12 protein-coding genes are annotated in these 12,634 nt (G+C 73.5%); 11 read left to right on the top strand and 1 reads right to left on the bottom strand.

Annotated elements, in window-relative coordinates:
* Nucleotides 1–5 precede the first annotated feature (5 nt).
* The 9 genes from narH to MOJ79_RS06230 are packed head-to-tail and all read left to right on the top strand — an operon-like array spanning nucleotide 6 to nucleotide 8,072.
* Nucleotides 6–1,529: a nitrate reductase subunit beta gene (gene narH / locus MOJ79_RS06190; protein ID WP_241923347.1), complete on the top strand. Its 1,524-nt coding sequence runs from the start codon at nucleotides 6–8 to the stop codon at nucleotides 1,527–1,529.
* A 2-nt stretch (nucleotides 1,530–1,531) separates the two neighbouring features.
* Nucleotides 1,532–2,230 (top strand): nitrate reductase molybdenum cofactor assembly chaperone, encoded by a 699-nt coding sequence (gene narJ / locus MOJ79_RS06195; protein WP_241923348.1) that lies wholly within the window; start codon nucleotides 1,532–1,534, stop codon nucleotides 2,228–2,230.
* A gap of 31 nt (nucleotides 2,231–2,261) precedes the next feature.
* The gene (narI, locus tag MOJ79_RS06200) at nucleotides 2,262–2,987 is read left to right on the top strand and encodes a respiratory nitrate reductase subunit gamma (RefSeq protein WP_241923349.1); all 726 of its coding nucleotides are present in this window, start codon (nucleotides 2,262–2,264) and stop codon (nucleotides 2,985–2,987) included.
* 13 nt (nucleotides 2,988–3,000) lie between these two features.
* Nucleotides 3,001–3,789 (top strand): peptidylprolyl isomerase, encoded by a 789-nt coding sequence (locus MOJ79_RS06205; RefSeq protein WP_241923350.1) that lies wholly within the window; start codon nucleotides 3,001–3,003, stop codon nucleotides 3,787–3,789.
* 23 nt (nucleotides 3,790–3,812) lie between these two features.
* Complete coding sequence (locus MOJ79_RS06210; protein WP_241923351.1) at nucleotides 3,813–4,514, top strand: carbonic anhydrase; 702 nt, start codon at nucleotides 3,813–3,815, stop codon at nucleotides 4,512–4,514.
* Between the two features lie 40 nt (nucleotides 4,515–4,554).
* A complete protein-coding gene (locus MOJ79_RS06215; protein ID WP_210757035.1) occupies nucleotides 4,555–4,884 on the top strand; it encodes a TusE/DsrC/DsvC family sulfur relay protein in 330 nt (109 codons plus the stop codon).
* Nucleotides 4,881–5,429 carry a hemerythrin domain-containing protein gene (locus MOJ79_RS06220; protein WP_241923352.1) on the top strand — a complete coding sequence of 183 codons (549 nt, stop codon included), beginning with the start codon at nucleotides 4,881–4,883 and terminating at the stop codon, nucleotides 5,427–5,429. Before MOJ79_RS06215 ends, MOJ79_RS06220 begins: the two co-directional genes overlap by 4 nt.
* Before the next feature lie 48 nt (nucleotides 5,430–5,477).
* Complete coding sequence (locus MOJ79_RS06225) at nucleotides 5,478–7,367, top strand: type IV pili methyl-accepting chemotaxis transducer N-terminal domain-containing protein (protein WP_241923353.1); 1,890 nt, start codon at nucleotides 5,478–5,480, stop codon at nucleotides 7,365–7,367.
* An 18-nt stretch (nucleotides 7,368–7,385) separates the two neighbouring features.
* Entirely contained in the window at nucleotides 7,386–8,072 is a 687-nt protein-coding gene (locus MOJ79_RS06230) for a response regulator (protein ID WP_241923354.1), read from the top strand.
* Nucleotides 8,073–8,098: 26 nt separating this feature from the next.
* Here MOJ79_RS06230 and MOJ79_RS06235 read toward each other — a convergent pair whose 3' ends face one another.
* The gene (locus MOJ79_RS06235) at nucleotides 8,099–9,283 is read right to left on the bottom strand and encodes a pyridoxal phosphate-dependent aminotransferase (RefSeq protein ID WP_241923355.1); all 1,185 of its coding nucleotides are present in this window, start codon (nucleotides 9,281–9,283) and stop codon (nucleotides 8,099–8,101) included.
* A gap of 81 nt (nucleotides 9,284–9,364) precedes the next feature.
* On the opposite strand from MOJ79_RS06235, the gene MOJ79_RS06240 reads away from it, so the two are divergent.
* Nucleotides 9,365–10,798, top strand: coding sequence for a TAXI family TRAP transporter solute-binding subunit (locus MOJ79_RS06240; protein WP_241923356.1), 1,434 nt, complete (start codon nucleotides 9,365–9,367; stop codon nucleotides 10,796–10,798).
* Between the two features lie 23 nt (nucleotides 10,799–10,821).
* Nucleotides 10,822–12,633 carry an aminopeptidase P family protein gene (locus MOJ79_RS06245; protein ID WP_241923357.1) on the top strand — a complete coding sequence of 604 codons (1,812 nt, stop codon included), beginning with the start codon at nucleotides 10,822–10,824 and terminating at the stop codon, nucleotides 12,631–12,633.
* Nucleotide 12,634: the final 1 nt, after the last annotated feature.

Raw genomic sequence — 12,634 nt, forward strand, 5'->3', positions numbered from 1 at the left:
TCGAGATGAAAGTGCGCGCACAGATCGGCATGGTGCTGAACCTGGACAAGTGCATCGGCTGCCACACCTGCAGCGTCACCTGCAAGAACGTCTGGACCAGCCGTCCCGGCGTCGAGTACGCCTGGTTCAACAACGTCGAGACCAAGCCCGGCATCGGCTACCCGAAGGAGTGGGAGAACCAGGACAAGTGGAACGGCGGCTGGGTCCGCAAGGCCGACGGCACGATCGTGCCGCGCCAGGGCGGCAAGTGGCAGCTGCTGATGAAGATCTTCGCGAACCCCAACCTGCCCGAGATCGACGACTACTACGAGCCATTCACGTTCGACTACGACCACCTGCACTCGGCGCCCGAGATGCAGCACCAGCCCACCGCGCGGCCGCGCAGCCTGATCACCGGCCTGCGCATGGAGAAGATCGAGTGGGGCCCGAACTGGGAGGAGATCCTCGGCGGCGAATTCGCCAAGCGCAGCAAGGACAGGAACTTCGACGACGTCCAGAAGGACATCTACGGCCAGTTCGAGCACACCTTCATGATGTACCTGCCCCGGCTGTGCGAGCACTGCCTGAACCCGGCGTGCGTCGCGAGCTGCCCGTCGGGCTCGATCTACAAGCGCGAGGAAGACGGCATCGTGCTGATCGACCAGGACAAGTGCCGCGGCTGGCGCATGTGCGTCTCGGGCTGCCCGTACAAGAAGATCTACTACAACTGGAAGAGCGGCAAGGCCGAGAAGTGCATCTTCTGCTACCCGCGCATCGAGGCCGGCCAGCCGACCGTGTGCTCGGAGACCTGCGTCGGGCGCATCCGGTACCTGGGCGTGCTGCTGTACGACGCCGACCGCATCGGGCAGGCCGCCGCGGTGACGCGCGACCAGGACCTGTACCAGGCGCAGCTCGACCTCTTCCTCGACCCGCACGACCCGGCGGTCATCGAGCAGGCGCGACGCGACGGCGTGCCCGAAGCCTGGCTCGAGGCCGCGCGCCACAGCCCCGTCTACAAGATGGCGATGCAGTGGAAGGTCGCGCTGCCGCTGCACCCCGAGTACCGCACGCTGCCGATGGTGTGGTACGTGCCGCCGCTGTCGCCGATCACCGCGGCGGCCAACGCCGGGCACGTCGGCGCCAACGGCGAGATCCCCGACGTCGGCCAGCTGCGCATCCCGGTCAAGTACCTCGCGAACCTGCTGACCGCCGGCGACACGATGCCCGTCGTGCGCGCGCTCGAACGGATGCTCGCGATGCGTGCGTACCAGCGCGCCAAGCACGTCGACGGCACGCCCAATCGCGCCGCGATCGACCAGGTGCAGCTGAGCGTCGAGGAGGTCGAGGACATGTACCGGATCATGGCGATCGCCAACTACGAGGATCGCTTCGTGATCCCGAGCACGCACCGCGAGTACGCCGAGAACGCGTTCAACGTGCGCGGCAGCTGCGGCTTCAGCTTCGGCAACGGCTGCTCCGAGGGCGTCACCGAGACGAGCCTGTTCGGCAGCGAGAAGAAGCGCACCATTCCCATCAAGGCGGAGGTCTGACCATGTCGCTGCTCCACGGTACCTCCCGCCGCATGACCCACACGCTGCGCGCGCTCGCGTGGCTGCTGCGCTACCCCGACGCGGAGATGCGCGAGGCGCTGCCCGCGGTGCGCGACGCGCTGCACGACGAGCGCGCGCTGACGTTCGGGCGCCTGGCCGAGCTCGATGCGCTGATCGACGGCCTGCGCGCCCAGACCGGGCTGCGCGCCGAGGCCGAGTACGTCGAGCTGTTCGACCGCGGCCGGCGCACCGCGCTGTACCTGTTCGAGCACGTGCACGGCGACAGCCGCGACCGCGGGCAGGCGATGATCGACCTCGCCCAGACCTACGAGCGCGCCGGCCTGCTGCTCGCGCCCGGCGAACTGCCCGACCACCTGCCGGTCGTCCTCGAGTTCGCGAGCACACAGCCGCCGGCGCAGGCGCGCGAGTTCCTGCGCGAGACCGCGCACATCGTGCGCGCGATCTTCAGTGCGCTGCTCGCGCGCCGCAGCGCCTACGCCAGCGTGCTGGCCGCCGTGCTCGACCTCGCCGGCGAGCGCGCCGAGCGCGTCGAGCTGCCCGACGAGCCGCCGCTCGACGAGGCCTGGGCCGAGCCCGAAGCCTTCGGCGGCTGCTCGACGCGCGGCCAGGCGCGGCCGGACCAGCCGCAGCCGATCCACGTCGTGCGCCCCGCGGCCCCGCCGCGCGCCGCCTTGCGCTGACCGCCCCTTCGACGCCCCCACGGAGCCCCGCATGGAAACGCTCTACAACGTCCTCTTCGTCGTCTACCCCTACGTGTGCCTGTCGGTGTTCCTGATGGGCAGCCTGGCGCGCTTCGACCGCGACCAGTACACGTGGAAGAGCGACAGCTCGCAGCTGCTGCGCGCGCGCCAGCTCAAGATCGGCAGCAACCTGTTCCACTTCGGCATCCTGTTCCTGTTCTTCGGGCACCTGTTCGGCCAGCTCACGCCGCACTCGGTCTACGAGCTCGTGATGACGGCGCAGCAGAAGCAGCTGCTCGCCGTCGTCGCCGGCGGCATCGCCGGGCTGGTGTGCTTCGTCGGTCTGACGATGCTGCTGCACCGGCGCCTGTTCGACCCGCGCATCCGGCTGACGAGCCACCGCACCGACCTCGCGATCCTGATCATCCTGTGGGTGCAGCTCGCGCTCGGGCTGGCCACGCTGCCCGCGTCGTACGCCCACGTGAAGGACCCGCAGACGATGCTGATCCTGGCCAGCTACCTGCAGGGCATCGCCACCTTCCGCCCCGACGCGACGCCGCTGATGGGCATCGCGTGGCACTACCTGGCGCACATGCTGCTCGGCATGACGATCTTCCTGCTGTTCCCGTTCAGCCGCCTCGTGCACATCTGGAGCGGGTTCGCGACGGTGGCGTATCTGTTCCGGCCGTACCAGGTCGTGCGCTCGCGCCGGCTCAACGTGCCAGCGGGGCAGAACCTGCCGCGCCGCGCGCTGTGACGGGAGACGGCCGATGAACGCCCCCGCGATGCTCCTCGCCCCCCGGCCGTCGGTCAACGGCGTGCCGCTCGCGTCGGACGACGAGGCGCTCGACGCCGCGGCGCTGCGCCAGCGCGCCAGCGTCGAGCTGCTGCGGCAGGCCGCGATCGCGGCCGGCCTGCTGGCCGCCGACGACCCGGCGCCGGTGCGCGGCGCGACGAGCGAGGCCGCGACCGCCGCGATCGAGGCGCTGCTCGACCGCGAGCTCGTGCGGCCCGAGCCGGACGACGAGGCGTGCCGGCGCTACCACGCCGCGAACGCCGCGCGCTTCGCCCGCGGCGAGCGCGTGCGGCTGCGCCACGTGCTGTTCGCGGTGACGCCCGGCGTCGACGTCGGCGCACTGCGCCGCCGCGCCGAGGCGCTGCTGATCGACCTGCGCGCCCGCGCTCCCGGCGAGGCCGACCGCTTCGCCGCGGCGGCGGCGCAGTGGTCGAACTGCCCGAGCGCTCAGGCCGGTGGCGACCTCGGCTGGCTCGGCGCCGAGGACTGCGCGCCCGAGTTCGCGCGCGAGGTCTTCGGCCACCCCGAGGTCGGCGTGCTGCCACGCCTCGTGCACAGCCGCTTCGGGCTGCACGTCGTCGAGGTGCTCGAGCGCCGCGCGGGCGCGCTGCCGCCCTACGAGGCGGTGCGCGGCGCGGTGCGACGCACCCTCGAGGCGCAGGCGTTCGTGACCGCGCTGCGCCAGTATCTGCAGCGCCTCGCGGGCGCCGCCGACGTGCGCGGCGTCGACCTCGACGCGACGGCCTCGCCGCTCGTGCAGTAGTGGCCTACGACGGATCTGCGGCGATGCCCGACGAACTGCTCGAGCGGCTGCGGCGCTTCCACGACGACGCGTTCCCGACGCAGCGCTCGCTGTTTCGCCACCTCGTCGACGACGGCCAGCACCCGACGACGCTGTTCATCGGCTGCTCCGACTCGCGCCTCGTGCCGTACCTGCTGACCGGCGCCGGCCCGGGCGAGCTGTTCCTCGTGCGCAACGTCGGCGCGTTCGTGCCGCCCTGGGACCAGTCCGAGGGCTTCCACGGCACGGCCGCCGCGATCGAGTTCGCGGTGCTGAACCTCGAGGTCAGGCGCATCGTCGTGTGCGGCCACAGCCACTGCGGCGCGATCCGCGCGCTGTACGGCGAGATGCCGCCGCAGGCGCAGAACCTGCGCTGCTGGCTCGAACTCGGCCGCGAAGCGGCGCTGCCGGTGGCCGAGCCCGGCGCCGAGGCGCTGCGCCGCACCGAGCAGCGCGCCGTCGTGCTGCAGCTCGAGCGGCTGATGGACTACCCGATGGTGCGCGCGCGCGTCGAGGCGCGCACGCTGACGCTGCACGGTTGGCACTACGTGATCGAGGACGGCGAGGTGCACGTGTTCGACATTGGCCGCGGCGGCTTCGTGCCGGCGTCGGCGGCCGACAATGCCGGCACCGCGCCGTACCTGCTCGGCGACCCCGACGACCCGTCGCGCACCCTCGACGCCAGCGGGGTGCCGAGCGCAGGATGAGCCGGCTGCGCGCAGTGCCACGACCCGCGGAGACGACGCGATGACGACGATGCCGCCCGACGACCCGCGCCTCGACGGCGAAGGCTACCTCGTCGATCCCGAGCAGTGGGATGAGACGCTGGCCGAAGCGCTGGCGCGCGCACAGGGTATCGCGCTCGGCGACGACCACTGGTTCGTGATCCGCTTCATGCGCGACTGGTACCACGAGCATCAGGTGTGTGCCGATGCGCGCCACGCGATGAAGCACCTCGAGCAGCGCTACCCCGGCGAGGGCCGCAAGCGCATGTTCGAGCTGTTCCCGTATGGCTACGTCGCGCAGGCGTGCCGCATCGCCGGCATGAAACGCCCGCGCGCGTGGAGCACCGGATGAACGACCGCATGCACGACGCACGGTCCGGCGCGCTGCACGCGGCGCCGGCGGCCGGCTTCGAGCAGCCGTTCGAGATGCTGCACGCGTGCCACGAACGCGTGCAGCGCATGCTCGCGCTGCTGCTGCGGCTGGGCGAACACCTGCAGCGCCACGGCGCCGACGCGCAGGCCGCCGACGCTGCGCGCAGCGTGATGCGCTACTTCGACGTCGCCGGCCCGGCGCACCACGCCGACGAGGAACTGCACGTGCTGCCGTGGCTTCGCGCGCACGGACGGCAGGCGCTCGCGCAACGCCTGCACGCCGACCACGAAGCGATGGCCGAGCAGTGGCGCGCGGTGCGCGCGGCCCTCGAGCCGGTGGCGGCCGGTCGCTGGACGGGCGATGCGGCGACGCTCGCCGGCTGGCACGCTTTCGCGCAAGGCTACGCCGAGCACATCGCCGTCGAAGAGACGCAGGCCTACCCGCCGGTGGCCGCCGCGCTGGACGCCTCGACCCTCGACGCGATGGGCCGCGAGATGGCCGCCCACCGACGCCACGCCACTTGACGCCCGTCAAGGTCGGCGCGGGTGCGCCGCCCTAGAGTGCGCGCCACGATGCCCACGTCGCCGCGTCCGCGTTCGCTGTCGGCCAAGCTCGGTGCGATTGGCGCCGTGCTGCTGCTGCTCGCCCTCGGCTCGATCGGGCTGACGCTGTGGGTGACCTGGCAGCTCGAAGGCGGCGCGGCCGCGGTCAACGAGGCCGGTCGGCTGCGCATGCAGACCTGGCGGCTCGCGCAGGCGGTGCACGCCGGCGACCCGCAGCGTCTGCACGCGCAGGCGCTGCAGTTCGACGATTCGATCGCACTGCTCGAACGCGGCGACCCGGCGCGCCCGCTGTTCGTGCCGCGCGGCGAGACGACGCGCGCCGCGTTCGAGCGCGTGCGGGCGCACTGGGACACGGTGCGCGCGGCGTGGCTCGCCCCCGGCGCGCTGCAGCCGGGGGGCGTGGCGGCCGAGGCCGACGCGCTCGTGGCCGACATCGACGCCTTCGTCGGCGCGATCGAGGCGCAGCTGTCGCGCTGGACCGCGGTGCTGACGACGTTCCAGCTCGGCCTGATGGGACTCGCGCTCGCCGGCGGCGTCGCGCTGCTGTACGCGGCGGTGCTGTTCGTCTTCAACCCGCTCGCACGGCTGCAAGCCGGGGTCGAGCAGGTCGAGCAGGGCGACTTCTCGGCGCGCGTGGTCGTCGATGCCGACGACGAGTTCGGCCGGCTGGCGCAGGGCTTCAACCGCATGGCGGCGACGCTGGAAGGCTTCTACCGCGACCTCGAAGCCAAGGTGCGCGAGAAAACCGAGAGCCTGCGCGCCGAGCGCGAGCGCCTGGCCGTGCTCTACGAGGCCAGCGCCTTCATCGCGACGGCGCCGACGCTCGAGGCGCTGGCGCAGGGCTTCGCGCGCCGGCTGCGCGCCGTCGGCCGCGCCGACGCCGCGCTGCTGCGCTGGCACGACGCCGCGCAGCGCCGCCACGTGCTGCTCGCGTCGGACTGCGTGCCCGCCGAGATGCTCGAGCAGGAGCGTTGCCTGTACGACGGCAGCTGCCACTGCGGGCAGCCCGACGCCGGTGGCCACGCGCGCGTGATCGCGATCCGCCCGCTCGCGCCCGGCGCCGGCGCGGCGGCGTGCGAGCGCCACGGCTTCGAGCACGTCGTCGTCGTGCCGGTGCGCCTGCACGACCAGACGCTCGGCGAGGTCGACCTGCTGTACCGCGGCAGCGTCGCCGCGTGGTCCGACGCCGACCGTGCGCTGCTCGAGAGCCTGGCCAGCCACCTGGCCAGCGGCATGGAGAGCGTGCGCGCCGCCGCGCTCGAGCGCGAGGCGGCGGTCGCCGAGGAGCGCACGCTGCTCGCGCGCGAGCTGCACGACTCGATCGCGCAGGGCCTGGCGTTCCTGAAGATCCAGCTGCAGCTGCTGCGCGGCGCGCTGCGGCGTGGCGACGCCGCGCAGGTCGAGCGCGCCATCGACGAGCTCGACGCCGGCATCCGCGAGAGCACGGCCGACGTGCGCGAGCTGCTGCTGCACTTCCGCACGCGCACCAACAGCGACGACTTCGTCGCTGCACTGAAGGCGACGCTGCACAAGTTCGAGCACCAGACGGGGCTGCCGGCGCACCTCGAGGTGCACGGCGCCGGCGTGCCGCTGCCGCCCGACGTGCAGGTGCAGCTGCTGCACGTCGTGCAGGAGGCGTTGTCGAACGTGCGCAAGCACGCCGGCGCGAGCGCCGTGTGGCTCGACGTGCGGCAGCAGCCGGCGTGGCGCATCGAAGTGCGCGACGACGGCCGCGGCTTCGACGCCCGTGCGCGCGGCGACGACGAGACGCACGTGGGCCTGCGCATCATGCGCGAGCGCGCCGAGGGCATCGGCGCGTCGGTGCACGTCGATTCGACGCCGGGGCGCGGCACGCGCGTCGTCGTCGCGCTGCCCGAGCGCGAGCCGCTGGCGGCCTGATCGTCACCCGCCCGCACGATGGACACCCACGCCGACTCCGGATCGAAGGTGCGCGTGCTCGTCGTCGACGACCACACGCTGTTCCGGCGCGGGCTCGTCGCGCTGCTCGCCGCCGACGGCCGCTTCGAGGTCGTCGGCGAGGCGGCCGACGCCAACGAGGCGCAGCGCGCCGCGGCACAGTGCCGCCCGCAGGTGATCCTGCTCGACAACCACTTGCCCGGCGTCGCCGGCGTCGACGCGCTGCCGGCGCTGCGCGCCGCGGTGCCGCAGGCGCGCGTGCTGATGCTGACGGTGAGCGAGGACGAACGCGACCTCGCCGCGGCGCTGCGCGGCGGCGCCGCCGGCTACCTGCTGAAGACCGCCGACAGCGACGAGCTCGCGCAGGCCATCGAGCGCGCCGCGCGCGGCGAGGCGAGCTTCAGCGCCGCGATGACACCCAAGCTCGCCGCCGCGTTCGGTGGCGGCGCAGCGGCCGCGCCCGACACGCCGGCCCCGGCCGACGACGACGCGCTGGCCAGCCTGTCACCGCGCGAGCGCGAGATCCTCGAGCTGATCGCACTCGGCCACAGCAACAAGGAGATCGCGCGCGCACTGGCGATCGCCGAGACGACGGTCAAGATCCACGTGCAGCACATCCTGCGCAAGCTCAACCTGAGTTCGCGCGTGCAGGCCGCCGTCGTCGCCGCCTCGCGCCGCAGCGGCTGAGCCGGGCGTCGTGCCGCCGGACGCGCTCAGCGCACCGGCCGCGACGCGAGCCAGCCGCGCATGCGCGCCACCGCCTCGCGCAGCGACGCCATGTCGGTCGCGTACGACAGCCGCAGCCACTTGTGCGGCTCGTGCGCACCGAAGTCCTTGCCCGGCACCAGCGCGACGCCGGTGGCTTCGAGCAGCTCGATCGCGAAGCGGTCGCTGTCGTCGGTGAAGCGGCTCGCGTCGAGCCAGACGTAGAACGCGCCGTCGGGCTCGACCGGCACGCCGAAGCCCAGTTCGTGGATCGCCGGCACGATGAAGTCGCGCCGCGCGCGGAACTCGTCGCGCCGCGCGCGGAAGACGGCCATCGCCTCGGGCTCGAAGCACGCCAGCGCGGCGCGCTGCGCCAGCGCCGACGCGCAGATGAACAGGTTCTGCGCCAGCTTCTCGACAGGCGCGACCCACGCCGGCGGCAGCACCAGCCAGCCCAGCCGCCAGCCCGTCATGTGGAAGAACTTCGAGAAGCTGCCGACCGTCACGACGTCGTCGCCGAGCGCGAGCGCGCTGCGCGGCGCGTGGCCGTAGGTCAGGCCGAGGTAGATCTCGTCGACGATCGTGAAGCCGCCGCGCTCGCGCACGGCGTCGACGACGCGGCCGAGTTCGTCGAACGCGATCGAGGTGCCGGTCGGGTTGCTCGGGCTCGCGAGCAGCACGCCGCGCACCTCGGGGCTCCAGTGCGCGCGCACCGCAGCGGCGTCGAGCTGGAAGCGCTGCGCCGCACCGACCGGCACGGCCTTCGCGACGCCGTCGAACGCCGCGACGAAGTGGCGGTTGCACGGGTAGCCGGGGTCGCTCATCAGCACCGCGTCGCCGGGGTTGACGAGCGCCGCGCACGCGAGCAGCAGCGCACCCGACGCGCCGGCGGTGACGAGCACGCGCGCCGGGTCGACGTCGACGCCGAACTCGTCGCCGTGCCAGCGCGCGATCGCGCGGCGCAGCGGCTCGATCCCGGTGGCCTGCGTGTAGCCGGTGTCGCCGTCGCGCGCGGCGCGCTCGAGCGCGGCGACGACCGGCGGCGGCGCGGTGAAGTCGGGCTCGCCGATGCTCAGGTGGATGATCGAGCGGCCGGCCGCGGCGAGCGCGTCGGCGTGCTTGACGAGCTCCATCACGTGGAACGGCGCGATGCGCGCGTTGCGCGCGGCCAGCGGCGGCAGGGTCGTGGACATCGGCGGCGGGGAACGGGCGGTGCGGCATCGTAGCGTGCTACCGTCGACGCCCTGTCCGTTGCCGCCCTGCCCCGCCCGCCGATGACGACCCCGCCGAAGCGACCGCTCGAGATGGACGCGCGCCTGAGCACGCTGCGCTCGGCCTGGCACTCGCTGCGCGCCTTCCTCGCGGCGCAGCTGCCGATCGTGCTGCTGGCGGTGACCGCGTTCGTCGTCGCGTACCGGTGGCTGCAGCCGACGCCGCCCGCGACGCTGACGATGGCCACCGGCGGCGCGCAGGGCGCGTACGCCGAGTTCGGCCGCCGCTACGCCGAGCTGCTCGCGCGTCACGGCATCACCGTGACGCTGCGCAACACCAATGGCGCGGCCGAGAACCTCGCGCTGCTGCGCGACGCCGACTCGGGCGTCGACGTCGCGTTCGTGCAGGGCGGCAGCAGCGGCAAGCGCCCGGTCGACGAGCCGCCGAACGAGGGCATCGTCTCGCTGGGCACCGTGTTCCACGAGCCGGTGTGGCTGTTCTACCGCGACGACAGCGCGCGCCGGCTGCTGCGCGGGCGCCCGCTCGAGAACCTCGCGCAGCTCGCCGGCTGGCGCGTCAACGTCGGCCCGGCGGGCAGCGGCGTGCCGCCGCTGCTGGGCCGGCTGCTCGACGCCTACGGCACCGGGCTCGACGCGCTGCAGGTGTCGCAGCTGCCGCTGACGCCGGCCGTCGTCGAGCTGCTCGAAGGCCGGCTCGACGCCGTCGTCGTCGCCTCCGCCCCTGAGGCGGCGATGGTGCAGATGCTGCTGCGCACGCCGGGCATCCGGTTGTTCGACTTCGCGCAGGCCGAGGCGCTGTCGCGGCGCTTCCCGTTCATGACGCCGGTCGTGCTGCCGCGCGGCATCGTCGACCTCGCGGCCGACCGCCCGCCGGCCGACGTGCACCTCGTCGCGCCGAGCGCGTCGCTGCTCGCGCGCGAGACGCTGCACCCGGCGCTGGTGCAGCTGCTGGTGCAGGCCGCGCGCCAGGTGCACGGCGACGCCGGCTGGTTCCAGCGCGCCGGCGACTTCCCGAGCCCCGAGCGCAGCGAATGGCCGCTGGCCGCCGAGGCGCAGCGCGTCTACCGCAGCGGCACGCCGTGGCTGCAGCGCTACCTGCCGTTCTGGGCCGCCAACCTGATCGACCGCATGTGGCTCGTCGCGCTGTCGGTGATCGCCGTCGTGATCCCGCTGTCGAAGGTGCTGCCGCCGCTCGTGGAGTGGCGCATCCGCTCGCGCATCTTCCGCTGGTACGCGCAGCTGCGCGCGATCGAGGACGCCGCGGGCCAGCGGCCGACGGCCGAGCTGCTGCGCGAGCTCGACGAGGTCGACCACCGCGTCGAGCACATCGCGGTGCCGCTGTCGTACGCCGAGGAGCTGTACGCGCTGCGCAGCCACATCCAGCTGGTGCGCCGGCGCGTGCTCGCGCGCGACGCGGCCGCCGCGCCCGGCGCAGCCGGCACCGCCGACGCGGCGATCGCTCGCTCCCTAGAATGAGCCGGCACCGCACAGGCCCGCGCATGGACACACGCACCTCCCCGATCCGACTGCGCCTGGCGCGCGTGCGCGAGGCGCTCGCGCGCCACGGCGCGGCGGCGCTGCTCGTGCCGTCGAGCGACCCGCACCTGTCGGAATACCTGCCCGAGCGCTGGCAGGGGCGCGAGTGGCTGTCGGGCTTCACCGGCTCGATGGGCACGCTGGCCGTCACCGCCACCGAGGCGGCGCTGTTCGCCGACAGTCGCTACTGGGTGCAGGCCGCCGCCGAACTCGAAGGCAGCGGCATCGAGCTGCAGAAGATCCCCACCGGCAGCTCGGCGCTGCACGCCGAGTGGCTCGCGAGCCACGTCAAGCCCGGCGAGACCGTCGTCGTCGACGGCGCCGTGCTCGGGCTGGCGGCAGCCAAGACGCTGCGCGAGACGCTCGACAAGGCCGGCGTGAAGCTGCGCACCGACGTCGACCTGCTCGCCGAGACCTGGCCCGACCGCCCCGCGCTGCCCGCCGCGCCGGTCTACGAGCACCGCGCGCCGCACGCCGCCGTCACGCGCGCCGACAAGCTCGCGCAGGTGCGCGCCGCGATGCGTGCGCATGGCGCGACGCACCACTTCGTCTCGACCGTCGACGACGTCGCGTGGATCACGAACCTGCGCGGCGCCGACGTGGCCTACAACCCGGTGTTCCTCGCGCACCTGCTCGTCGACGCCGAGCGCGCGACGCTGTTCGTCGGCGCCGGCAAGGTGCCGGCCAATGTCGCCGCCGCGCTGGCTGCCGACGGCATCGCGCTCGCGCCGTACGAGCGGGCCGCCAATGCGCTGGCGGCGCTGCCGCCGGGCAGCACGCTGCTCGTCGACCCCAAGCGCGTGACGCTCGCGTTTCGCGAGCGCGTGCCCGAGGGCGTGAAAGTCGTCGAGGCGATCAACCCGAGCACGCTGGCCAAGAGCCGCAAGACCGACGCCGAGGCCGCCTTCGTGCGCGAGACGATGGCACTCGACGGCGCCGCGATGTGCCGCTTCTACGCGCGTTTCGAGGCCGCGCTCGAGCGCGGCGAGCGGCTGACCGAGCTGACCGTCGACGAGTGGCTCACCGCCGAGCGCGCGAAGCAGCCCGGCTTCGTGGGCCCGAGCTTCCCGACGATCGCCGGCTTCGGCCCCAACGGCGCGATGCCGCACTACCGCGCGACGCCCGCGTCGCACGCGGTGATCGAAGGCGACTCGCTGCTGCTGATCGACTCCGGCGGCCAGTACCTCGGCGGCACGACCGACATCACGCGCGTGTGGCCGGTGGGCACGCCCAGCGCCGCGATGCGGCGCGACTACACGCTCGTGCTCAAGGGCACGCTCGCGCTGTCGCGCGCGCGCTTCCCGCGCGGCATCCCGGGCCCCGCGCTCGACGCGCTCGCGCGCGCGCCGCTGTGGGCCGCGGGCCTCGACTTCGGCCACGGCACCGGCCACGGCGTGGGCTACTTCCTCAACGTGCACGAGGGCCCGCAGTCGATCAGCCGCGCGGTGCCCGACGCGACGATGGCGATGGAGCCGGGGATGATCACGTCGATCGAGCCCGGCGTGTACCGCCCCGGGCGCTGGGGCGTGCGCATCGAGAACCTGGTGCTCAACGTGCCGGCGCGGCTCGACGTGGCCGAAGAGTTCGGCGAGTTCCTCGAGTTCGAGACGCTGACGCTGTGCCCGATCGACACGCGCTGCATCGACCGCAGCCTGCTGACGATCGACGAGATCGACTGGCTCGACCGCTACCACGCGACCGTGCGCGAGCGCCTCGCGCCGCTGCTGGACGGCGACGCGCTCGCGTGGCTCGAGGCGCGCACGCAGCCGCTGTGAC

Source organism: Calidifontimicrobium sp. SYSU G02091 (assembly GCF_022631395.1).
GTDB lineage: Bacteria > Pseudomonadota > Gammaproteobacteria > Burkholderiales > Burkholderiaceae_C > Calidifontimicrobium > Calidifontimicrobium sediminis.

Coding starts and splice junctions, on each gene's coding strand:
- narH (WP_241923347.1), top strand. CDS start 6: ATGAAAGTGCGCGCACAGATCGGCATGGTGCTGAACCTGGACAAGTGC.
- narJ (WP_241923348.1), top strand. CDS start 1,532: ATGTCGCTGCTCCACGGTACCTCCCGCCGCATGACCCACACGCTGCGC.
- narI (WP_241923349.1), top strand. CDS start 2,262: ATGGAAACGCTCTACAACGTCCTCTTCGTCGTCTACCCCTACGTGTGC.
- MOJ79_RS06205 (WP_241923350.1), top strand. CDS start 3,001: ATGAACGCCCCCGCGATGCTCCTCGCCCCCCGGCCGTCGGTCAACGGC.
- MOJ79_RS06210 (WP_241923351.1), top strand. CDS start 3,813: ATGCCCGACGAACTGCTCGAGCGGCTGCGGCGCTTCCACGACGACGCG.
- MOJ79_RS06215 (WP_210757035.1), top strand. CDS start 4,555: ATGACGACGATGCCGCCCGACGACCCGCGCCTCGACGGCGAAGGCTAC.
- MOJ79_RS06220 (WP_241923352.1), top strand. CDS start 4,881: ATGAACGACCGCATGCACGACGCACGGTCCGGCGCGCTGCACGCGGCG.
- MOJ79_RS06225 (WP_241923353.1), top strand. CDS start 5,478: ATGCCCACGTCGCCGCGTCCGCGTTCGCTGTCGGCCAAGCTCGGTGCG.
- MOJ79_RS06230 (WP_241923354.1), top strand. CDS start 7,386: ATGGACACCCACGCCGACTCCGGATCGAAGGTGCGCGTGCTCGTCGTC.
- MOJ79_RS06235 (WP_241923355.1), bottom strand. CDS start 9,283: ATGTCCACGACCCTGCCGCCGCTGGCCGCGCGCAACGCGCGCATCGCG.
- MOJ79_RS06240 (WP_241923356.1), top strand. CDS start 9,365: ATGACGACCCCGCCGAAGCGACCGCTCGAGATGGACGCGCGCCTGAGC.
- MOJ79_RS06245 (WP_241923357.1), top strand. CDS start 10,822: ATGGACACACGCACCTCCCCGATCCGACTGCGCCTGGCGCGCGTGCGC.